The sequence below is a fragment of the Streptomyces sp. NPDC012794 genome, assembly GCF_042901085.1.
In the GTDB taxonomy this organism is placed as follows: domain Bacteria; phylum Actinomycetota; class Actinomycetes; order Streptomycetales; family Streptomycetaceae; genus Streptomyces.
Window position 1 is genome coordinate 99020 of record NZ_JBIBCI010000008.1, and the last position, 19581, is coordinate 118600.

Consider the following 19581-nt stretch of genomic DNA (forward strand, 5'->3'; position numbering starts at 1 on the left):
CCCGAGCGTCGTACCCGTCACACCGGCCGTACCCGTCACACCGGTCGTGCCGGTCGCGCCGGTCGGTGGTACCTGTCATACCAGTCGTACCCAGCGTCACCCTGCCCAGGCCAGGCACCCACCGCCGTCCGGCGGGACCCGGACGGGTTTCCCCCGGGGGATGGACGTACGGCAGTATGGGGTGTATCTGCCCACCATCGATCTGCCGGACGGTTTCTCTTGGCTGAGTACATCTACACCATGCGCAAGACGCGCAAGGCGCACGGTGACAAGGTGATCCTCGACGACGTCTTCCTGAACTTCCTGCCGGGGGCGAAGATCGGCGTTGTCGGCCCGAACGGCGCCGGCAAGTCCACCGTCCTGAAGATCATGGCGGGCATCGAGCAGCCGTCCAACGGCGACGCCTTCCTGTCGCCCGGCTACTCCGTCGGCATCCTCATGCAGGAGCCGAAGCTCGACGAGTCCAAGACGGTCCTCGAGAACGTCGAGGACGGCGTCGCGGAGATCAAGGGCAAGCTCAACCGGTTCAACGCGATCGCCGAGGAAATGGCGACGAACTACACCGACGAGCTCATGGAGGAGATGGGCAAGCTCCAGGACGACCTGGACCACGCCAACGCGTGGGACCTCGACGCCCAGCTGGAGCAGGCCATGGACGCCCTGGGCTGCCCGCCCGGCGACTGGCCCGTCACCAACCTCTCCGGTGGTGAGAAGCGCCGCGTGGCCCTCTGCAAGCTGCTGCTGGAGGCCCCCGACCTGCTGCTCCTCGACGAGCCCACCAACCACCTCGACGCCGAGTCCGTGAACTGGCTGGAGCAGCACCTGGCCCAGTACAAGGGCGCCGTCGTGGCCGTCACCCACGACCGCTACTTCCTCGACAACGTCGCCGAGTGGATCCTCGAGCTCGACCGCGGCCGCGCCCACCCCTACGAGGGCAACTACTCCACCTACCTGGAGAAGAAGGCCGAGCGCCTCAAGGTCGAGGGCAAGAAGGACGAGAAGCGCGCCAAGCGCCTCAAGGAAGAGCTGGAGTGGGTCCGCTCCAACGCCAAGGGCCGCCAGGCCAAGTCCAAGGCCCGCCTCGCCCGCTACGAGGAGATGGCGGCCGAGGCCGACAAGATGCGCAAGCTCGACTTCGAGGAGATCCAGATCCCGCCGGGCCCGCGCCTGGGCTCGATCGTGGTCGAGGTCAACAACCTCTCGAAGGCGTTCGGCGACAAGGTCCTCATCGACGACCTGTCCTTCACGCTGCCGCGCAACGGCATCGTCGGCATCATCGGCCCGAACGGCGCCGGCAAGACCACGCTCTTCAAGATGATCCAGGGCCTGGAGGCCCCGGACTCCGGCGAGATCAAGGTGGGCGAGACCGTCAAGATCTCGTACGTCGACCAGGGCCGCGCCAACATCGACCCCAAGAAGTCCCTCTGGGCGGTCGTGTCGGACGAGCTGGACTACATCAACGTCGGCAACGTCGAGATGCCGTCCCGCGCGTATGTCAGCGCCTTCGGCTTCAAGGGCCCGGACCAGCAGAAGGCCGCCGGCGTGCTCTCCGGCGGTGAGCGCAACCGCCTGAACCTCGCGCTCACCCTCAAGCAGGGCGGCAACCTGCTGCTCCTCGACGAGCCCACCAACGACCTCGACGTCGAGACCCTCGGCTCGCTCGAGAACGCGCTGCTGGAGTTCCCGGGTGCGGCCGTGGTCGTCTCCCACGACCGTTGGTTCCTGGACCGGGTCGCGACGCACATCCTCGCCTACGAGGGCGAGTCGAAGTGGTTCTGGTTCGAGGGCAACTTCGAGTCCTACGAGAAGAACAAGGTCGAGCGGCTCGGCCCGGACGCCACCCGTCCGCACCGCGCCACCTACAAGAAGCTCACCCGGGGTTAGGCCGCAGCCATGGCCAGACACCACTACCGGTGCCCCCTCCGCTGGGCGGACATGGATGCCTTCGGGCACGTCAACAACGTCGTCTTCCTCCGCTACCTGGAGGAGGCGCGCATCGACTTCATGTTCCGCCTGGCGCCGGGGGAGGGCAGCGACTCCTTCACGGGCGGCTCCGTCGTGGCCCGTCACGAGATCGACTACAAGCTGCCCCTCGTGCACCGGCACGAGCCGGTGCTGATCGAGTCCTGGGTGACCCGGATCGGCGCCGCCTCCCTGACCATCCGCTACGAGGTCAAGGACGAGGCGACCGAGGACAGCCCGGAGACCGTCTACGTCCGCGCCGAGACGGTGGTCGTGCCCTACAACCTCGCCGAGGGGCGGCCCCGCCGCATCACGGCCGAGGAGCGGCACTTCCTCGAGCAGTACCTCGACGCGCCCGAGAACGCCCCTGCGGCCGCCGAAGGGCGCCTCGCGGCATGAACGGACAGCTGCGCCTCGCCGACTCCGGGGAGGCGGCGGACCTCGCCGCCTTCCTGGGCCGGCTGGTGCACTACGACCGCGCCGCCGCGGTCCGCCTGCAGGCGCGGGCGGGCGGCGGCGCGCTCGCCGTCTTCGGACGGCCGCCCTCCTTCGAGGTCCTGGCCATCCGCACCGCACGCCTCGCCGAGCCCCTCGCCACCCCGCTGGACGTCACCGTCTCGGCGGGCGAGCTGCTGGAGGCCGTGGACGAGGACGGAGCCGCCGTCACCGTCCCCGGCGCCGTCACCGGCCCGCCCTGGGCGGGGGTCCTGCCGCCCCGCGGCGGCTGGCAGCCGGTCCCCGGCCTGCCCGGCCCCGAGGCGGTACGGGCCGCCGTCGCCGCCGCCGTCGCCGAGTTCCGGGCCCGGGACGAGGCCCTGCCCCCGCAGCACCGGACCCGCTCCGAGCGGGACCGCATCGGCCGCGAGATCTGGTCGCGGACCCTGGGCGACACCGAACTGCCGCTGCGCGCCGTGCACGCCGCGCAGTCGCTGGGCTTCCTGCGGCCGGTACGCACCACCGTGCCCGCCGGCGTCCCCGCCGCGGGCGGTCCCGCCCCGGTGGCCCTGTTCGCCTCCGGCGGCTGGCTCCGGCTCAGCACCCCGTACGGATCCGTCGCCACCCGCCGCCCCGGCGGCACCGGAGGGCTGGGCACCCTCCAGGTACGGCCGGTCTAGCGCTGCGCGGTACTACCCGGGGGTGTTGATCATCGAGGCGGCCGCGTAGGTCAGGTACCGCCACAGCTGCGCCTCGTGCTCCGGTGCCAGGCCCAGCTCGTCCACCGCCACGCGCATGTGCCCCAGCCACGCGTCGTGCGCGGCCGCGTCCACCTGGAACGGCGCGTGCCGCATGCGCAGCCGCGGGTGCCCCCGGTCGCGGCTGTACGTCGTCGGGCCGCCCCAGTACTGCATCAGGAACAGCGCGAACCGCTCCTCGGCGGGCCCGAGGTCCTCCTCCGGGTACATCGGGCGCAGCAGCGGATCTCCCGCGACCCCCTGGTAGAAGCGGTGGACCAGACGGCGGAAGGTCTCCTCGCCGCCGACCTGCTCGTAGAAGGTCGTCTCCTGCACCGTGCTCTGCGGATCGTCATTCACCCGACCATCGTCTCAGACGCCCGGACGCAGGACGCCGGTCCCAGGACCACCGGCGACGGGCCCCCGCCGAGAGGTCGCCTCCGGGGCCCGCCCGCAGCACAGTGGAGACATGAGCACGGCGAAGGCCGGGGAAAGGGACCTGCGCGCGGTCGCGCACGCCGCCCAGGTACGGGAACTCACAGCCGCCGGTGCGCTGGAGGACCCGGCCTGGCGGGCGGCGTTCGCCGCCGTGCCCCGGCACCTGTTCGTGCCGTACTTCTGGACCGGCCGCGGAGCCGGGCACGAGCGGCTGTGGGCCGAGGACCCGGACCCCGAGCGCCGGGCCCGCTGGCTGCGCGGGGTGTACACCGACGCCCCACTGGCGACGAGGCTGCGCGACGGCGAGCTGGTCTCCTCCAGCAGCCAGCCCTCCCTGATGGCGAAGATGCTGCACGCGCTGGACGTGCGCGACGGGCACGACGTGCTGGAGATCGGCACCGGGACCGGCTACAACGCGGCCCTGCTCTGCCACCGGCTCGGCGACGAGCACGTCACCACGGTGGACCTGGACGAGGAGATCACCGAGTCGGCACGCTCCCACCTGGCGCTGCTCGGCTACCGGCCCGCCGTCGTCACCGGGGACGGGGCCCGCGGCTGTCCCGCCCGGGCGCCCTTCGACCGGATCCTGGTGACCTGCACCCTGCCGCTGATCCCGCCCGCCTGGCTCGGCCAGTGCCGGCCGGGGGCGCGGATCCTGGCCCCGCTGTCGACCGGGCTGATCGCGCTCACCGTCCGGGACGCCGCCTTCGCGGAGGGCCGCTTCCTGCACACCTCCGCGTACTTCGTCCCGCTGCGCGGTGCCACGGCCGCGCCGGGACCCCCGGGGGCGACCGGGCCGCTGCACGGGATCCCGTACGAACTGGTGGAGAACGAGCGCTTCCAGTTCCTGCTGATCCTGACGGCGGGCGTGCTCCACCCCCGCGAGGCGCTCGACCTGTGGCGCGGCGAGGGCCGCCCGGCGCGCGAGCGGTTCGGCGTCACCGTCACCCCGGAGGGGCAGTGGGCCTGGCTCGACGATCCCCAGGGGCCCTACGTGTGGCCCCTGGGGGAGGAGACCTGAGCGGAACGGTCCTCAGCCGCGGCGGACGGTGATGGTGGTCCAGGCGCCGACGTGGACGCGGTCGCCGTCGGCGAGGGGCACCGGGACGTACGGCTGGATGGGCTCCTCACCGCCGTTGATGGTGGTGCCGTTGGTGGAGTTCTGGTCGACCACGGCCCAGGTCAGGTCCGGCTGCTGGACGAGCACGGCGTGCTGGTGGGAGACGCCCGGGTCCTCCGGCGGCACCGACAGGTCGATGTCCGGGGATTCTCCCGTCGAGGCGCGGCGCCGGCCGATGGTGATCTGGCTCCCGGAGAGCGGAAGGTGCAACTCCGGGGAGTACGCGGGAAGGTTGAGGGCGGCGGCCTCGGGACCGCTGCGCCGCATCATCGCCGTGAAGTAAGAACGGTCGGGGCCGATCGTCGCCGACCAGGAGGCGCCGCCGTCCAGATCGGGGACGGGCTCCTGCTGCGACGGCTGCGCCGGCTGTGGCTGCGGGTACTCGGCCGGCTGGTACTCGGGCTGCTGGTACTCCGGCTGCGGGGCGGGCTGCGGGTACTCCCGCTCCACCGGCTGCGGCCGCGCGGGCCGTTCCGGCGCGGGCGGCTGGAGCAGCCAGTCGTCCTCGCCCTGGAGAGGCTCCGCCGGGCGGTTGACCCGCGACGGGCGGGAGCCCTGGTAGTCGAAGTGGTCCTGGGAGTACACCGGCAGGGGCGGAACCGGCGGCTGGGGAGGCGACGGCGGGGTGCCCACCGTGCCCGGCCCGGCCTCCGCCGCGTACGGGGTCGCCGTGCGGGTGAGGAAGTTGTACCGGCACTCCTCGCAGAAGGGGGCCATCGCCTCGCGCGGGGTCCGGCACCGCGGGCACAGCTCGGCCTGCGCGGTCGGCTCTCCGCCGGTGGGCGGGTAGCCGTAGCCGTGGGAGGGTGCCGCGGAGGCGCCCGCGGGGGCGGCCATCCGGTGGCCGCAGACCTCGCACCAGTCGTCGGAGGCGGACTGGTGGCCGTTCGGGCAGGTCGGCATCGCGGCGGCTCCCCCTTCTCCCTGCGTCATCGCGTCAGGCTTCTTCTCAGGTCTTCTTCACTCGGACGGTCTGCGTCGAACGCGTTTCAAGGGTCATCTCGTCGGCATCGGCGACCTTCGCCTTCAGCCGCACAGTACCCGCCACCGCGTCCACGACATCCACCACCTTCGCGAGCAGTTTCGCGGTGTTGGCGTTGCCGGAGGCGCTCGCCAGCTGCACGGCACGGCCCAGTTTCGCCGTCGCGCCGTCGACATCGCCCATTTTGCGGGCTTCCAGCCCCTGCTGGATAGCCTCCGCGAGCTCCGCCTGCCCCGTGTAGTGCGCCACCTGCGGGCTGATGGCCGTCGAAGCGCCCAGGTCGTCCGTCCACACCGCCCGGACCAGCCCCTGGGCGAGCGGCGGACGCGGTTCGCCGTCCGGACCGGGCAGGACGAGCGAGGCCCGGGCGGCCAGCATCTCCTGGCCCACGGAACCGCCGGGCACCCGGACGCACACGTGGTACTCGCGGGACTCGTCGCCCCAGGAGCCCGTCGGGTAGTCCCCGGCGCGCGGGCCCGCCCCGGTGCGGCGGTCCGTCAGGTCCTGGACGGAGGGCGAGACCTGCTTGACGTACTGGATCTCCGCGCCGACCGGGGTCCACAGGCGCAGCGCGACGTCCGCGACCTCCTTGCCCATGACCTTCTCCATCATGCGCGTGAAGTCCTCGGCGAGACGCGCCGGATCGGCGACGATGTCGGCGGAGCCGAGCAGCGCGTTCGCGATCCCCCTCACCTCCTTCACCTCCCAGTCCGTGCCCACCCCGCGCGCGTCGCAGGTGAAGCGGCCGGCGCAGGCGTCGAGGGTGGCGCGCAGCACCGCCGGGTCCTCGTGCTCGTTGCGGCCGTCGGTGAGCAGGATGCCGTGCCGGATCTGGGCCGGGGTCCGGCGCAGCAGGCCGTCGGCGAGCCGCAGCCAGGTCCCGATGGCCGTGCCGCCGCCGGCGTGCAGGCCGCGCAGGGCTTCCTTGGCCTGGGCGCGGGTGGCGGGTCCGGCGGTGGCGAGGCCGCCACGGCCGGGGTAGACCTCCTTGGCCTCGTGGGTGCCGGCGATCACGGCGAAGGCCGTGCCGTCGCGGAGGGTGTCGATCGCGGCGGCGGTGGCCTCGCGGGCGCCGCGCATCTTGTCGGGCGGGTACTCCATGGAGCCGGAGCAGTCCACCATGATCACGACGGCCGCGTCCTGGCCGGGTGCGTACGCGGCGGTGGCGGTGGCTCCGCCGGTGGAGGTGACCGTCACGATGGCGTGCACGTCGCGCCCGCCCGCGGGCAGGAACTCGTTCTGGTACACCTCCACGCTGAAGCGCGGGGCGCTCGGTTTGGCGAAGTTCGCCATAGGTTGGACTCCTCCTCCGGGCCGGCTGGGGCGGGCGGTCAGCCCTGGGGGCGGACCTGCGGTTCCGCTTCGGATTCCGCTTCGGGTCGTGCGGGTGCTTCCGCATGCGCTTCCGCCCGCGCTTCGGGCGGCGCCTGCACCGGGTCGCCGAAGGGCACGACGGCGACCGTGATGTTGTCGTGGCCGCCCCCGTCCAGGGCGTGTCCGACCAGTACCTGCGCGCTGTGCAGCGGGCGGGCGGCGGCGTCCGCCGGCAGGAGCCGGGCCATCTCCCGCGCGGACTCGGCGTAGTTCCACAGGCCGTCGGTGCACACGACCACCACGCCGGGGTGGTCCGGTCTGAAGCTGGCGGTGTGCGGTTCGAGGTCGTACGCGTCGGCCCCGAGCCAGCCGGTGATGGCGTGGGCCCGGACGTCGGCGTAGGCCTCGGCCTCTCCCATCAGGCCCGCCGCGACCATCTGGGCGGCCCAGGAGTCGTCCTCGGTGAGCCGGCGGGCCAGGGCGGAGCGGTCGTCCGGCACCCAGTAGGCGCGGCTGTCGCCGACCCAGCCGATGGTCAGCACACCGCCGCTGACGACGGCCCCGACGAGCGTGCAGGCGGGGGCGTTCTGCGCGCCGGGCGCCGGCGGGGCGAGGGCGGTCACCGCGGCGGCCGCCGCGAGGATCGCCTCGTGCATGGCCTCGACCGGGTTGGCGCCGCGTGGAAGGGCTTCGAGGAGCGCCTCGTTGGCGGCGCCGGCGGCGGCCGCCGACGCCTCGTCGGGACGGCTGGCGGAGGAGACGCCGTCGCAGACGATGGCGACGGTGGCGGCGGAGCCGTCGGGCAGGGCGGTGGCCGACACGGCGAAGGAGTCCTCGTTGCGGTGGTGGCGCAGGCCGCGGTCGCTGACGGCGGCGACGCTGCAGAGCTCCTCCTCCAGGTGGTCCCGCTCCCGGGGCTGCGCGTGGCCGCAGTGCTCGCAGTACCCGTCGGTGTCCACGTGCCCGGCGCGGCAGGCGACGCAGGTCCTGGCCTCGCCCTGCGGGGTGCCGGACGGGGTCTCCGGCGCGGCGCCGCCGTACGGCTCCTCGGGCGTGGTGCCGGGCGGGTCGTGGCGGACGCCGCCGCTGCCCGCGTAGGGGTCCTCCCGCGCGGCGCCGCCGTACGGGTCTTCGTGCGGGCCGCCGCCCTGAGCCGCGCCTCCGTACGGGGCTTCCCGCGCGGCCCCGGCGTGCGGTTCCCCGGGCGCGGCGGCTGAGGCCCAGGGGGCGTCCGGCCCGGTCTCGCCCTCCCATCCGGGCGCGGGCACCCCGTACCCGGCGGAGCCGCCGTAGCCCGGGACGGCGTGGTGCGCGGCCCCGGCCGGGACGGGGGCCGGCTCGGCGGCGCCGGGTGCGGTGGGGACGCCGGCGTCGGACCGCTCCGGGGCCGCGGCCGCCGGAGCTTCGGCGGGGCCGGACGCCGGGGGCTCGGACCCGGCCCGGTCCGCCGCGCCCCGGGTGGGGGTGACCGGGAGGGTCGGGGTGGGATCCGTGGCGGGGGGCGCGGCGGAGAGGGCGTATCCGCACACGCCGCAGAAACGGTCACCCTCCTCCAGGGGCTCCGCGCAGCTGGGGCAGCCCGACGGCCGATGCATCGACATCACTCACACCCACGTCCGGGGACGGAAACGGTTTGCCCGTTCCACCAGTTCGATCCGCTCCTCGCCCCGCTGCGCCAGCCGGGCGAGGACGCGGTAGGAGCGTTCCAGGCCGAAGCGCAGGCCCCGCTCGTCCAGTTGACTGCCGAGCAGCGAGGTCCGGCCGGGGTCGGCACCCCGGCTACCCGACAGTACCCAGTCCAGGGCGGAGCCCAGGACCTCCGTCGCCAGCCGCTCCTGCCGCTCCGGGTCCAGGCCGAACCGCCGCAGCGCCTCCACCTGGTCGGAAGCCGCCGCGAGGTCGGCCAGCAGCTCCTCATGCGGGGAACGGTCGCGCAGGCGTGCCCGTACGGCCGCCACCCGTGCGGCGGTGTAGTGGATCGACGCCTCCGGTACGGATTCCAGGGTGCGCACCGCCGCCTCCCGGTCGCCGGCCGCCAGCTGGACCCGGGCCAGCCCGAAGGCCGCGCTCACGAAGCCCGGGTCGGTGATCCACACGAGCCGGTAGTACTCGGCGGCGTTGTCCAGCTGCCCCAGGATCTCCGCGCACAGCCCGAGCGCCAGCTTCGGCGCGGGCTCGCCCGGGAAGGCGTCGTAGACGGCGTCGAAGGACAGGGCCGCTATCGCGTCGTCCCCCGTGGCCAGGGAGGCGATCCCGCGCGCCCACACCACTCGCCAGTCGTCCGGGTACCGGACCTCCAGCTCGGCCAGGGCGTCGCCGGCGACGGCCAGTTCGCCCAGTTCGAGCCGGGCGCGCAGTTCCCGCAGCCGCAGTTCGACGGAGTCGGCCGGCGCCGCGCCGAGGGCGCCCAGCAGGTCGGCGGGGGCGGAGGCGAGCAGGCCGGCGAGGAAGCCGGCATTGGGGTCGGCGGGGTCCACCAGCGGCACCGGCAGGGCCAGTGCGGTGTCGCGGGCGTCGAGGGGTGCGAGCCCGGCGGTGGCCGGCGGCGGCGTACGCGGGGCCGGGAGCGGCGGGAGCGCTTGCGCGGGGGCCGCCGGCGCCCGCCGGGGCCCGGGCACGGCGGACCCGGCGACGTGCGTGGCGGTGGTCGCGAGTGCGGGCGGCGCCGCGCCGCCTCCCGCGGGGGAGGCTCCGGCGGACGGAGCGGGCACGGCTCCGGCACCGGCCGGCCCGCCCCGCCCCGGCACGCCGGCCGGGACGGGCTCCGACCCGTGCGCCACCGCCGGACCCGCACCCGTGCCCTGCCCGGGAGCCGCGGGTGCGCCCGCCGGGGCCACGGCACCCGCCGCACCCGCCGAAGCCGCGGTGCGGGTGCGCCGGCCGAACGGCCCGCCCCGCCCGGCGGCCACGGACCGCACCCCCAGCCGGGACACCTCCGCCCCCGGCGCGTCCGCGTACAGCCGGGTGTCCGGAACCCGCAGTTCCGGCCCGAAGAGCGTCGACAGCTGCGGCCTCGGCCGGCCCGTCTGCAGCGCGACCACCTCCCGCAGCACACCCGTCAGCTGGTCCGCCATCTCCTGCGCGGACGCGAACCGCCGCCCCGGATCCGGGTCGGTCGCCCGTACCAGCAGCCGGTAGAAGGACTCGTACCGCTGGAACACCTCGATGTGCTCCGGATCCGGCAGCGAGTCCACGAACACGTTCGTGTAGCCCTGGAAGTCGAAGGTCAGCACCGCCAGGGTGCGCGCCACCGTGTACAGGTCGGAGGCCACCGAGGGGCCCACCTCCGCCACCTCGGGCGCCTGGTAGCCCACCGTGCCGTAGATGGCCGACTCCTCGTCGTCCATCCGCCGGACCGCGCCCATGTCGATCAGCTTCAGCTGGTCCTGCTGCTGGATGGCGTTGTCGACCTTGAAGTCGCAGTAGAGGAGGTTGCGGCTGTGCAGGTGCCCGAGGGCCTCCAGGGCCTCGATCCCGTACGCGCACGCCTGCTCCACCGGCAGCGGATCGCGCCGCCCGTCCGGCCGGCGCCGCTCGTTGGCGATCTCCTTCAGCGACTTGCCGCCCACGTACTCCATGACGATGTACCCGTCCAGCGAACCGGTCCGCTGATCCAGGTGCTCGACGAAGTTGTAGATCCGCACGATGTTGGAGTGCTCGATCTCCGCGAGGAAACGCCGCTCGGAGATCGCCGCCTCCATCGCGTCCTGGTCCCCGGTGTCGAGCAGGCCCTTGAGCACCACCCACCGGTCCGACACCGCCCGGTCCACCGCCAGGTAGACCCAGCCGAGCCCGCCGTGCGCGAGGCAGCCCGCCACCTCGTACTGGCCGTGCACCACGTCCCCGGCGCGCAGCTTCGGCACGAAGGAGTACGGGTGCCCGCACTTGGTGCAGAAGCCCTCCGTGCGCCCCGGCCGGTCCCCGCGCGCCCGGCCCACCGGAGCCCCGCAGTCCGAGCGCGAGCAGAACCGCTTCCGCTCCGGCACCTCCGGGTTCTCCAGCACCGCCGCCGACGGATCCGGACGCGGCACCTCGGGCACGCTGACGAGCCCCGCGCCCAGCCGGCCACGCCCCGACGAGGACGCGGCCGAACCCGAACTGCGCACCGACACCGACCGGCTGGACGCGCTGCCGGCCAGCGAACGCGAGAGCCGGCCGGACACCGAACGGCGCGAGGAGGACGAGCGGGAAGACCGCGAGGAGCGGGCCGAGGCCGAGGACCGGCCGGAACCGCGCGAACCCGCCGAACCCCGGGAGTCGCCGTGCCGGGCGGCGCTCGTCATCCCGGTCGGCGGCGACACCAGTTCCTCCGCGCCCGCGGCGACCGCACCCACCGGCGCCAGCCCGCAGGTGTCGCAGTAGAGCCCGCCGCCACCCATGTCCTCGTACGCACCCGGGCAGCCGGGGCGAAGGCAGGGCGTTCCGATCGGGGTCATGCCTCCTCCTCCCCCGGCCGCGCGGGCCGGTGTTCCTGCGGCGCCAGCGCCTCCGCCGTCGCCTGCTGGTAGCGCCGGACCGCCTGCTCCGCGGCCCGCAGGTCGCAGGGCGCGCTCCACAGCATCCGCCGGGCCGCGTCGTACCGCTCGATCAGCAGCGGGTCCTCCGCGATGCCGTGCCGGGCCGCCTTGGCCTTGTACGCGTCGAGCCGCCCGCGCAGCTCGGCCCGCACCGCCAGGGGCGCCGTCACCGCCGTCAACGATTCGCGGGCCCTGCGCAGTTCCTCCTCGGCCCGGTCCTCCAGCGCGTCCAGCAGCGGCGACAGCCGGTGCCACTGCGACCGCCGCCGGTACTCGGCCGCCGCCGCAAGCTGTTCCTGGAGGGCCGTCGGCGGGCCGCTGACCGCCGGCACCTCCGACGCCGCGATCTTCGCCAGCACCTCGCCGCGCGCCGTCCGCGCCTCCGCCAGGGTCCGGTCGGCGCGCGACAGCAGGTCCCGTACCGCGATCAGCCGCTGTTCCGCGTCCTGCCGTACCGTCAGGACCGCTTCCACCTCGCGGCGTACCTCGTCCAGGGCGCGCGCCGCCCGGTCGTAGCGGGCGGTGTCCGGACGGCCCCCGCCCGGGGCGGAGCTCCCCGCCGCCGGCACCCAGAAGGCCAGCGGGTCGGCGATCACCGCCTCCCGCAGCCGGGTCAGCTCGGCGGTGAACTCCTCCAGGTCGTCCCCCGAGGGGTGCTCGCCCGGCCGGACCCCCACCGAATGCGCCAGCGAACGCGTCCGGTGCAGCTCGGCGGCGAGCAGGTCGATCCGCGCGGGCAGCGCCGACCACACCGCGTCGGCGGCGATTACCACGTCCAGGGCGGATGCGTACAGCTCGTTCATCCGGGCCACCAGCTCGGCCAGCGAGAAGCGCTCCGCCAGCGCCGCGCCCTCCACCCCGGCCCCGGCGATCGTCACCCCCGGCCCGCGCAGCCGCTCCGTCAGCTCGGCCAGGTCCTCCCGGCTCGGCCAGCGGCGCCGCTCGCGGATCTCCCGGGCGGCGGCCAGCGCCCCGCTGTAGGCGTCGAAGTACGTCCACAGCCGGGTCACCGACGCGTCGGCGGCGGCCCACCGCTCCTTGGTGACCCCGCTCAGCGCGGCGCCCTCCAGCAGCCGCCGTCCCGCGTGGTCCTGGAGCGCGAGCAGGGAGGTCTCGACGGCCTCGTGCTCCGCGCCCAGACGGGCCAGCGCCCGGTCGACGTCGTCCCGGTCCATCACCGCCGGCCCCGCCCCCGGCAGGGGCGCACGGAGCTCGCTCGGATGGGGCCCGCCCGCACGGGGCCCGCTCGTGTAAGGCTCGCTCACGTACCGCTCCGAATCCGCCATGTGCCTCAGCCGTCCCGGTACTTGGGCGCCGGCGGCACGCTCGCCCTCGGCAGGACGTCCTCGAAGTGCTTCCTGTAGGAGGTCGCCCACGGGCTCTGCTCACCGCCCGCCCGGAAGTTCTCCAGCACCTTGTTCACCCGGCGCACCAGGTCGGAGGCGTCCCTGTTCATCGCCACCCCGTAGAACTCACGGGTGAAGGGCGCCCCGACCAGCTGGACCGACGGGTCCTGCGCCGCCTGCCCGGCGGCCAGCGCGTTGTCCGTGATGATCCCGTCCACCTCGCCCAGCTGGAGCCGCACCAGGCAGTCCAGCTGGTTCGGCACCGACACCCCGACGGACCCGTACGACCGGGACTTCAGGGCCGCCTCCGCCGTGGACCCGGCCGCCGTGCAGATCCGGCGGCCCTTCAGCGAGGCGTCGTACCCGGTGATCGGCGAGCCCTTGGGGGCCAGCACCTGCTGGCCGGCCTCGAAGTAGGCCGTCGAGAAGGCCACGTCCTCCAGGCGCTTGCAGTTGATCGTCATGGTCCGCACGACGATGTCGACCCGGCCCTCCTGGAGCGCCGGGACGCGCTGACTGGTCGGGATGGCCCGGTAGATGACCAGGTCCTCACTGCCCAGGATGTCCTTCGCTATCGCCTTCACCAGGTCGATGTCGAAACCGTCCAGACGGCCGTCCGGATTGCGGTAGCCCCACTTGAAACTGTTCTGGTCCACGCCCGCCACGAGCTTGCCCGCCTTGCGGATCCGCTCGATCGCCGGGCCGTCCAGCCCCGACGGGCGCAGGCTGGCCTCCGGGTCCTGGCAGGTGTCGGCCGGCTGGTACGGGGCCGCGGCCACCGCAGCCGGCTCGCGGACCGCCCCGGACCCGCCCGCCGGCGGGGACCCGGCCAGCGGCAGCAGCACCGCCGCCGCCGTCACCCCGCAGGCCGCGGCCATGGCACTGACCCCGCCCCAGCCGCGCAGCCGGCCGGCCGCGCGCCGCACCCGGGCCGCGCCGGACGGCCGCGGCACAGCGCCCTCCGCCTCCCGAGGCGTCCCGTACGGCTCGTTCCGCTCCGGCCCTGTCCCTCGTATCCGCATCGGTCTCACCTGTACTCCGAAAGCCTGCGGCCGATGCCGAGGAGGGCCGCCGCCGCGCCGGCGAGCGCCAGCACCGCCGAGCCCGTCACCAGCCCGCCCAGCGCGCCGAGCCCGTCCCGGGCGGCCAGGGTGAACTGCTTCTGTTCATGGGCCACGGCCCGCTCCAGGGAGGCGTCCACCGTGTCGAACGAGGCGCCGCTGCTGTCCTTGTGCCGCTCGTCCCCGATGACCCGGAGCAGCGCCTGCTCGTAGTCGCCCTTCATGTCGGCGTCCCGGGCCGCCGCGTGCCGCTGCTTCCACTGCGCCACGCCCGCGACGGCATTCGAGACCGGCTCCCGGCCGCTCCCGTCGTCCGCCAGCCGCAGCGCCCGCGCCAGACCGGCGTCGAGCTGCTTCATGTTCTTCTCGTAGTCCACGTCGTACTTGTCGGACTTCTTGTCCTCGGCCAGTACGGCGCCCCGCGCGATCAGCGTCAGGTTCTCGTTCGCCCGCGCCTGGAGCGAGGCGATCCGGGCGTCGTTGAGCACCTTCAGGGACTCCTGGCCGTCCGCCCTCGCCTCGCCCAGCCCGGCCCGCGCCACCGACTGCCCCACCGTCAGCCACAGCAGCGCCACCGCCGCCGCGGCCGTCGCCGCCAGCATCCCGTGGTTGAAGACCCGGTTCGTCCGCCGGTAGGTCCGCCGCTGCGCCCACACCAGGGCGGCCAGCGCGAGCACGCCCGCGCCCGTCGCCGCCACCGGCCAGGACCGGGCCTCGTCGTAGTCCGTGTACAGCCGGCCCGTCTCCGCCTCGTACAGCCGCTGGGCCGCGGGCAGCAGCACCGTGCTCATCTGCTCGTTGGCGTGGCGCAGGTAGGCTCCGCCCAGCGGCAGGCCCTGCCGGTTCGTCGCCCGGGCCTGCTCGATCAGCCCGGTGTATCGGGGCAGTTGCTCGCCGAGCAGCGCGATCTCCTTGCGGGACTCCCCGCCGGCCCCGGTGTTGGCGGCCGCGCTCACCAGCAGCCGGGAGGCGTTCGCGATGTCCTTCTCGTAGCGCCGGCGGACCTCCCGGGGCTCCTGGGCGCCCGCGAGGAAGCCGCTGGAGGAGGCCGTGTCGGCATCGGCGAGGGAACGGTAGATGCTCGCCGCGTCCGCGCTCAGCGGCTGGCTGCGGCCCACCACGTCCTCCGCGGCCGTGACCCGGCCGGAGACCTCCCACACCGCCACCGCGCCGAACAGGACGACCAGGGCGGCCAGTACCGCACCGATGATCCGCAGCCGGCCCGGCTCGGTCGTCGCCGCGGCGCGCAGCCGCTCGACGCCCTCCGCCCAGGCGGTACCGCGCCCCTGCGGCGCGGGCGGTCTCCCGGCCGGTCCGGCGGGCGCCCCGGAGGTACCACCCCCGGGCGCCGGCGCGCGTGTCGTGATGGCCACCGTGACCTCCCCCTCGGTCCCTCTGCTCCGCAGCAGTATGGCCGTAGTGGCGCCCGGCCACAGCACCCGGTGCCCGATCTTGGACGGCCCCCCCTCCCGGGCCGCCCCGGCCGTTGCCCCGCCTGCTCCTACCCCTGCGGATCCCCCCGTCACCCTTCACCGCCGATACCCTTCACCGTCAATACGCCTCGGCGGCCCCCGTGGTTCCGGCCGCCGAGGTGCCCGGCGCGGTTTCACTCAAACGGGTAAGCAGCCTCGCCGCGGCCCCGGCCGGCGCGCCCAGGGCGTCCAGCCCCAGCAGGGCGGCCCCCAGCACCGGCGGGGCGGTGACCACCGACACCCGGGCCCAGGGCGCGCGGACGGCCAGCAACTCCTCGATGCGGCCGTTCAGCTGCGGGTGCCGGGCCGCGAGCACACTGCCGCCCAGCAGCACCGGCACCTCCCGCTCCAGCAGCCCGAGCCGCTCCATGGCCACCGAGGCCATCGCCACCACCTCGTCGGCCTGCCGCTCCACGAGCGCCGAGGCCACCGGATCCCCCGCCGCCGCCACCGCGAACAGCACCGGCACCAGCTCGTGCAGCCGCTCCCGGGCCAGCGTGCCCAGGTGCGCCGCCTCGATCAGCGCGGCCATCGACGCCAGCCCGAAGTGCCCGGGCAGGGCCGTCGCCAGAGCCGTCGGCCCGCCCCGCCCGTCCTCGGCCCGCGCCGCCCACCACAGGGCCTCCTGCGCCAGGCCGCCCCCGCCGCCCCAGTCCCCGGAGATCTGCCCGAGGGCGGGGAAGCGGGCGGTGCGCCCGTCGGGCAGCATGCCCACGCAGTTGATGCCCGCCCCGCAGACCACGGCGACCCCGAACGGGGTGTCCACCCCCGCCCGCAGGATCGCGAAGGTGTCGTTGCGCACCTCGGTGGCCGCGCCCCAGCCGCGCGCCGCGACCGCCTCCGTGAGCCGGCGTTCCTCCACCGGCAGGTCCACGTTGGCCAGGCAGGCCGAGACCCGGGCGACACGCGGCACCCCGGGCAGCCCGGCGGCCGCGGCCGCCGCCGAGACGGCCTCGGCGAGCACGTCCACGGCCGCCTCCACACCGGTCCGGGGCGGCTGGAAGCCACCGGCGCGCCCGGTGCCGAGGACCGTGCCGTCGGCGGCGACGAGCACGGCGTCGGTCTTGCTGTTGCCCGCGTCGATCGCGAGGACGGCCGGGCGGGCCGGGCCGTCCGGGACGGCGGAGGCGCCGGGGGCGGTTACGCCCACGGCAGGTGCTCCTTGTTGTGCGCGAGCAGCCGGTCTGTCAGCCCCTCGGCCAGGTCGTACTGGCCGACGAGCGGATGGGCGAGGAGGGCCTTGAGGACCCGCTCCCGCCCGCCGCGCAGGGCCGCGTCCAGCGCCAGGTCCTCGTACGCGCCGACGTGCGCGACCAGCCCGGCGTACAGGGGGTCGAGCCGGGGCACGGCCAGCGGTACCGGGCCCTCGCCGCCGACCCGCGCCTGGACCTCGATCACGGCGTCGTCCGCCAGGAAGGGCAGCGTCCCGCCGTTGCGGGTGTTGACCACCTGGACGGACGGTCCGCCGCCGCCGAGCAGGGCCGCCGCGAGGTCCACGGCCGCCTCCGAGTAGAAGGCCCCGCCCCGCCGGGCCAGCAGCGCGGGTTTCTCGTCGAGCGCGGGATCCGCGTACAGGGCGAGGAGTTCCCGCTCCATCGCGGCGACCTCGGCCGCCCGCGAGGGCTTCTCGCCCAGCTCCCGCACCACCTGGTCGTGGGCGTAGAAGTAGCGCAGGTAGTACGAGGGCACCACGCCGAGCCGGTCCAGCAGCGCCCGCGGCAGGTGCAGGTCGGCGGCGACGGCGTCCCCGTGCTCGGCCAGCAGGCGCGGCAGCGCGTCGGCGCCGTCCGGGCCGCCGAGGCGCACCCCGAGTTCCCAGGTCAGGTGGTTGAGGCCGACGTGGTCGAGGTGGACCTCGGCGGGCGCCACGCCCAGCAGAGCGGCGAACTTCCGCTGGAAGCCGATGGCGACGTTGCACAGCCCGACCGCCTTGTGCCCGGCCCCGAGCAGGGCCCGGGTGACGATCCCGACCGGGTTGGTGAAGTCGATGATCCAGGCGTCCGGGGCGGCCCGGCGGACCCGCTCGGCGATGTCGAGGACCACCGGGACGGTCCGCAGGGCCTTGGCGAGCCCGCCCGCACCGGTGGTCTCCTGGCCGACGCAGCCGCACTCCAGGGGCCAGGACTCGTCCTGGAGCCGGGCCGCCTGCCCGCCGACGCGCAGCTGGAGCAGCACCGCGTCGGCGCCGGCCACGCCCGCGTCCAGGTCGGAGGTGGTGGTGACGCGCCCCGGGTGGCCCTGGCGGGCGAAGATCCGCCGGGCCAGGCCGCCGACCAGCTCCAGCCGTTCGGCGGCGGGGTCGATCAGTACGAGTTCGCCGACGGGCAGGGTGTCGCGCATCCGTGCGAAGCCGTCGGCCAGTTCGGGCGTGTAGGTGGAACCGCCGCCCACCACTGCGAGTTTCATCGGGATCAGCCTTTCACGCCGGTCAGGGTGACTCCCTCGACGAACGCCTTCTGGGCGAAGAAGAAGAGGACGATCACCGGGGCCATGACGAGCGCCGTCGCCGCCATGGTGAGGTTCCAGTTGGTGTGGTGCGCCCCCTTGAAGGACTCCAGGCCGTAGCTGAGGGTCCAGGCGGCCGGGTTGTCGGAGGCGTAGATCTGCGGGCCGAAGTAGTCGTTCCATGCGTAGAAGAACTGGAACAGCGCGACGGCCGCGATCCCCGGCCTGGCCATGGGCACCACGACGCGCAGCAGGACGCGGACCTCGCCGCAGCCGTCGAGGCGGGCCGCGTCCAGGTACTCGCCGGGGATGGTCAGCAGGAACTGGCGCAGCAGGAAGATGGCGAAGGCGTCGCCGAACGCGAGCGGCACGATCAGCGGCCACAGGGTGCCGGACAGGTCGAGCTGCTTCGCCCAGAAGAGGTACATGGGGATGACGGCCGCCTGGGGCGGCAGCATCATCGTGGCGATCACCAGGAGCAGCGCGAGCCGCCGGCCCCGGAAGCGGAACTTCGCGAGGGCGTAGGCGACGGGCAGCGAGGAGACCACGGTCAGCACGGTCCCGAGCCCCGCGTACAGCAGGGTGTTGCGCCACCAGGTCAGGAAGCCGGGGGTGTGCCAGACCTGCGCGTAGTTGCCCCACTCCCAGGTGCGCGGCCACAGCTCGCGGGTCAGGGCCTGCTGGTCGCTCATCAGGGAGGTGAGGAGGAGGAAGACGAAGGGGAGGACGAAGAACAGGGCGGCGGCGACGGCCAGGGCGTGCACCCCGACCCAGTGGAGCACGGCCTTGCGGTGGTGGCGCATCTCAGTCACCGGATCCGATCAGTCCGCCCCGGCGGCGCATCAGGAGCGCGGTGACGGCCATGGAGAGGGCGAAAAGCACCAGGGACAGGACGCTGGCGGAGCCGTAGTCGAAGCGCTGGAAGCCGAGGTTGTAGACGGTCTGGGGGAGGGTCAGCGTGGACTTGTCGGGGTAGCCCGGCTCGACCTGCTGTCCCGAGCCGCCGATGATCCCGGCGGAGGTCTTCCCGGCGATGAGCGGCTGCGTGTAGTACTGCATGGCCTGGATGACCCCGGTGACCACGGCGAAGAGGACGACGGGGGAGATGTTCGGCAGGGTGATGTGCCGGAAGCGGGCCCAGGCGCCGGCCCCGTCCAGCTCGGCGGCCTCGTACTGCTCCTTGGGTACGTCGAGCAGCGCCGCCATGAAGATCACCATCAGGTCGCCGGCCCCCCACAGCGCGAGGACGGTGAGCGCGGGCTTGGACCAGGCCGCGTCGGTGAACCAGCCGGGCGCCGGCAGTCCGGCGGCTTCGAGCAGGGTGTTGACGGGGCCCGTGCCGGGGTTGAGGAGGAAGACGAAGGAGAGGGTCGCGGCCACCGGCGGGGCCAGGTAGGGCAGGTAGAACAGGGTCCGGAAGAACCCGGCGCCGGTCTTGACCTTGGTGACGAGCAGGCCGACGCCGAGCCCGAAGACGACCCGGCAGCTCACCATGACCGCGACGAGCCACAGCGTGTTGCGCATCACCGGCCAGAAGAGCGGATAGTCGCAGAAGACGTAGCTCCAGTTGTCCAGGCCGTTGAAGACGGGGGGCCGGAAGCCGTCGTACCGGGTGAAGGAGAAGTAGACGGTGGACAGCAGCGGGTAGGCGAAGAAGACGGCGGAGCCGATCAGCCAGGGCGACAGGAAGGCGAGGGTCCGCAGGGCGGAGCGCCGGTGCCGGGCCCGCAGGGCGGGGGTGGTGGCCATGGG

General features: G+C 74.3%; 16 protein-coding genes. 4 read left to right on the top strand and 12 right to left on the bottom strand.

The genetic code is table 11. The annotated features are described in order from the left end of the window. The first annotated feature begins 219 nt into the window (after positions 1-219). The 3 genes from ettA to ACFY7H_RS17170 are packed head-to-tail and all read left to right on the top strand — an operon-like array spanning position 220 to position 3077. Positions 220-1884 carry an energy-dependent translational throttle protein EttA gene (gene ettA / locus ACFY7H_RS17160; protein ID WP_388938841.1) on the top strand — a complete coding sequence of 555 codons (1665 nt, stop codon included), beginning with the start codon at positions 220-222 and terminating at the stop codon, positions 1882-1884. A gap of 9 nt (positions 1885-1893) precedes the next feature. Then, entirely contained in the window at positions 1894-2361 is a 468-nt protein-coding gene (locus tag ACFY7H_RS17165; RefSeq protein WP_388938843.1) for an acyl-CoA thioesterase, read from the top strand. Continuing rightward, the gene (locus tag ACFY7H_RS17170) at positions 2358-3077 is read left to right on the top strand and encodes a hypothetical protein (protein WP_388938844.1); all 720 of its coding nucleotides are present in this window, start codon (positions 2358-2360) and stop codon (positions 3075-3077) included. The genes ACFY7H_RS17165 and ACFY7H_RS17170 overlap by 4 nt, the downstream gene beginning before the upstream one ends. A gap of 12 nt (positions 3078-3089) precedes the next feature. On the opposite strand, the gene ACFY7H_RS17175 is transcribed toward ACFY7H_RS17170, so the two are convergent. After that, complete coding sequence (locus ACFY7H_RS17175) at positions 3090-3494, bottom strand: globin (RefSeq protein ID WP_388938846.1); 405 nt, start codon at positions 3492-3494, stop codon at positions 3090-3092. A gap of 109 nt (positions 3495-3603) precedes the next feature. Between ACFY7H_RS17175 and ACFY7H_RS17180 the strand changes: the two genes are divergently transcribed. Then, positions 3604-4593, top strand: a complete 990-nt coding sequence (locus ACFY7H_RS17180) for a methyltransferase domain-containing protein (protein ID WP_388938848.1) — start codon at positions 3604-3606, stop codon at positions 4591-4593. 12 nt (positions 4594-4605) lie between these two features. On the opposite strand, the gene ACFY7H_RS17185 is transcribed toward ACFY7H_RS17180, so the two are convergent. The 11 genes from ACFY7H_RS17185 to ACFY7H_RS17235 all read right to left on the bottom strand — a co-directional run bounded on the left by ACFY7H_RS17185 (position 4606) and on the right by ACFY7H_RS17235 (position 19578). Then, positions 4606-5595 carry an FHA domain-containing protein gene (locus ACFY7H_RS17185; RefSeq protein ID WP_388939127.1) on the bottom strand — a complete coding sequence of 330 codons (990 nt, stop codon included), beginning with the start codon at positions 5593-5595 and terminating at the stop codon, positions 4606-4608. 46 nt (positions 5596-5641) lie between these two features. Next, entirely contained in the window at positions 5642-6967 is a 1326-nt protein-coding gene (locus ACFY7H_RS17190; RefSeq protein ID WP_388938850.1) for a VWA domain-containing protein, read from the bottom strand. Positions 6968-7005: 38 nt separating this feature from the next. Continuing rightward, positions 7006-8589: a protein phosphatase 2C domain-containing protein gene (locus ACFY7H_RS17195; RefSeq protein WP_388938851.1), complete on the bottom strand. Its 1584-nt coding sequence runs from the start codon at positions 8587-8589 to the stop codon at positions 7006-7008. A 3-nt stretch (positions 8590-8592) separates the two neighbouring features. Then, positions 8593-11415 (bottom strand): tetratricopeptide repeat protein, encoded by a 2823-nt coding sequence (locus ACFY7H_RS17200; protein WP_388939128.1) that lies wholly within the window; start codon positions 11413-11415, stop codon positions 8593-8595. Positions 11416-11420: 5 nt separating this feature from the next. Further along, complete coding sequence (locus ACFY7H_RS17205) at positions 11421-12680, bottom strand: hypothetical protein (RefSeq protein WP_388939129.1); 1260 nt, start codon at positions 12678-12680, stop codon at positions 11421-11423. 116 nt (positions 12681-12796) lie between these two features. Then, a complete protein-coding gene (locus ACFY7H_RS17210) occupies positions 12797-13729 on the bottom strand; it encodes a glutamate ABC transporter substrate-binding protein (RefSeq protein ID WP_388939130.1) in 933 nt (310 codons plus the stop codon). Positions 13730-13878: 149 nt separating this feature from the next. Continuing rightward, positions 13879-15285, bottom strand: coding sequence for a hypothetical protein (locus ACFY7H_RS17215; RefSeq protein WP_388938853.1), 1407 nt, complete (start codon positions 15283-15285; stop codon positions 13879-13881). 178 nt (positions 15286-15463) lie between these two features. After that, complete coding sequence (locus ACFY7H_RS17220) at positions 15464-16534, bottom strand: N-acetylglucosamine kinase (protein ID WP_388938855.1); 1071 nt, start codon at positions 16532-16534, stop codon at positions 15464-15466. Then, positions 16525-17790, bottom strand: a complete 1266-nt coding sequence (locus ACFY7H_RS17225; RefSeq protein WP_388938857.1) for a 6-phospho-beta-glucosidase — start codon at positions 17788-17790, stop codon at positions 16525-16527. The genes ACFY7H_RS17220 and ACFY7H_RS17225 overlap by 10 nt, the downstream gene beginning before the upstream one ends. Before the next feature lie 5 nt (positions 17791-17795). Beyond that, entirely contained in the window at positions 17796-18632 is an 837-nt protein-coding gene (locus ACFY7H_RS17230; RefSeq protein WP_388939131.1) for a carbohydrate ABC transporter permease, read from the bottom strand. A 1-nt stretch (position 18633) separates the two neighbouring features. Next, positions 18634-19578 carry a carbohydrate ABC transporter permease gene (locus tag ACFY7H_RS17235; protein WP_388938859.1) on the bottom strand — a complete coding sequence of 315 codons (945 nt, stop codon included), beginning with the start codon at positions 19576-19578 and terminating at the stop codon, positions 18634-18636. Between the last annotated feature and the right edge of the window lie 3 nt (positions 19579-19581).

What these genes read in the sequence shown, in the direction of transcription:
- ACFY7H_RS17235 (WP_388938859.1), bottom strand. Translation starts at nt 19,578, where the DNA reads ATGGCCACCACCCCCGCCCTGCGGGCCCGGCACCGGCGCTCCGCCCTG.
- ACFY7H_RS17230 (WP_388939131.1), bottom strand. Translation starts at nt 18,632, where the DNA reads ATGCGCCACCACCGCAAGGCCGTGCTCCACTGGGTCGGGGTGCACGCC.
- ACFY7H_RS17210 (WP_388939130.1), bottom strand. Translation starts at nt 13,729, where the DNA reads ATGGCCGCGGCCTGCGGGGTGACGGCGGCGGCGGTGCTGCTGCCGCTG.
- ACFY7H_RS17170 (WP_388938844.1), top strand. Translation starts at nt 2,358, where the DNA reads ATGAACGGACAGCTGCGCCTCGCCGACTCCGGGGAGGCGGCGGACCTC.
- ACFY7H_RS17180 (WP_388938848.1), top strand. Translation starts at nt 3,604, where the DNA reads ATGAGCACGGCGAAGGCCGGGGAAAGGGACCTGCGCGCGGTCGCGCAC.
- ACFY7H_RS17190 (WP_388938850.1), bottom strand. Translation starts at nt 6,967, where the DNA reads ATGGCGAACTTCGCCAAACCGAGCGCCCCGCGCTTCAGCGTGGAGGTG.
- ACFY7H_RS17205 (WP_388939129.1), bottom strand. Translation starts at nt 12,680, where the DNA reads ATGGACCGGGACGACGTCGACCGGGCGCTGGCCCGTCTGGGCGCGGAG.
- ACFY7H_RS17225 (WP_388938857.1), bottom strand. Translation starts at nt 17,790, where the DNA reads ATGAAACTCGCAGTGGTGGGCGGCGGTTCCACCTACACGCCCGAACTG.
- ACFY7H_RS17185 (WP_388939127.1), bottom strand. Translation starts at nt 5,595, where the DNA reads ATGCCGACCTGCCCGAACGGCCACCAGTCCGCCTCCGACGACTGGTGC.
- ACFY7H_RS17195 (WP_388938851.1), bottom strand. Translation starts at nt 8,589, where the DNA reads ATGTCGATGCATCGGCCGTCGGGCTGCCCCAGCTGCGCGGAGCCCCTG.
- ACFY7H_RS17165 (WP_388938843.1), top strand. Translation starts at nt 1,894, where the DNA reads ATGGCCAGACACCACTACCGGTGCCCCCTCCGCTGGGCGGACATGGAT.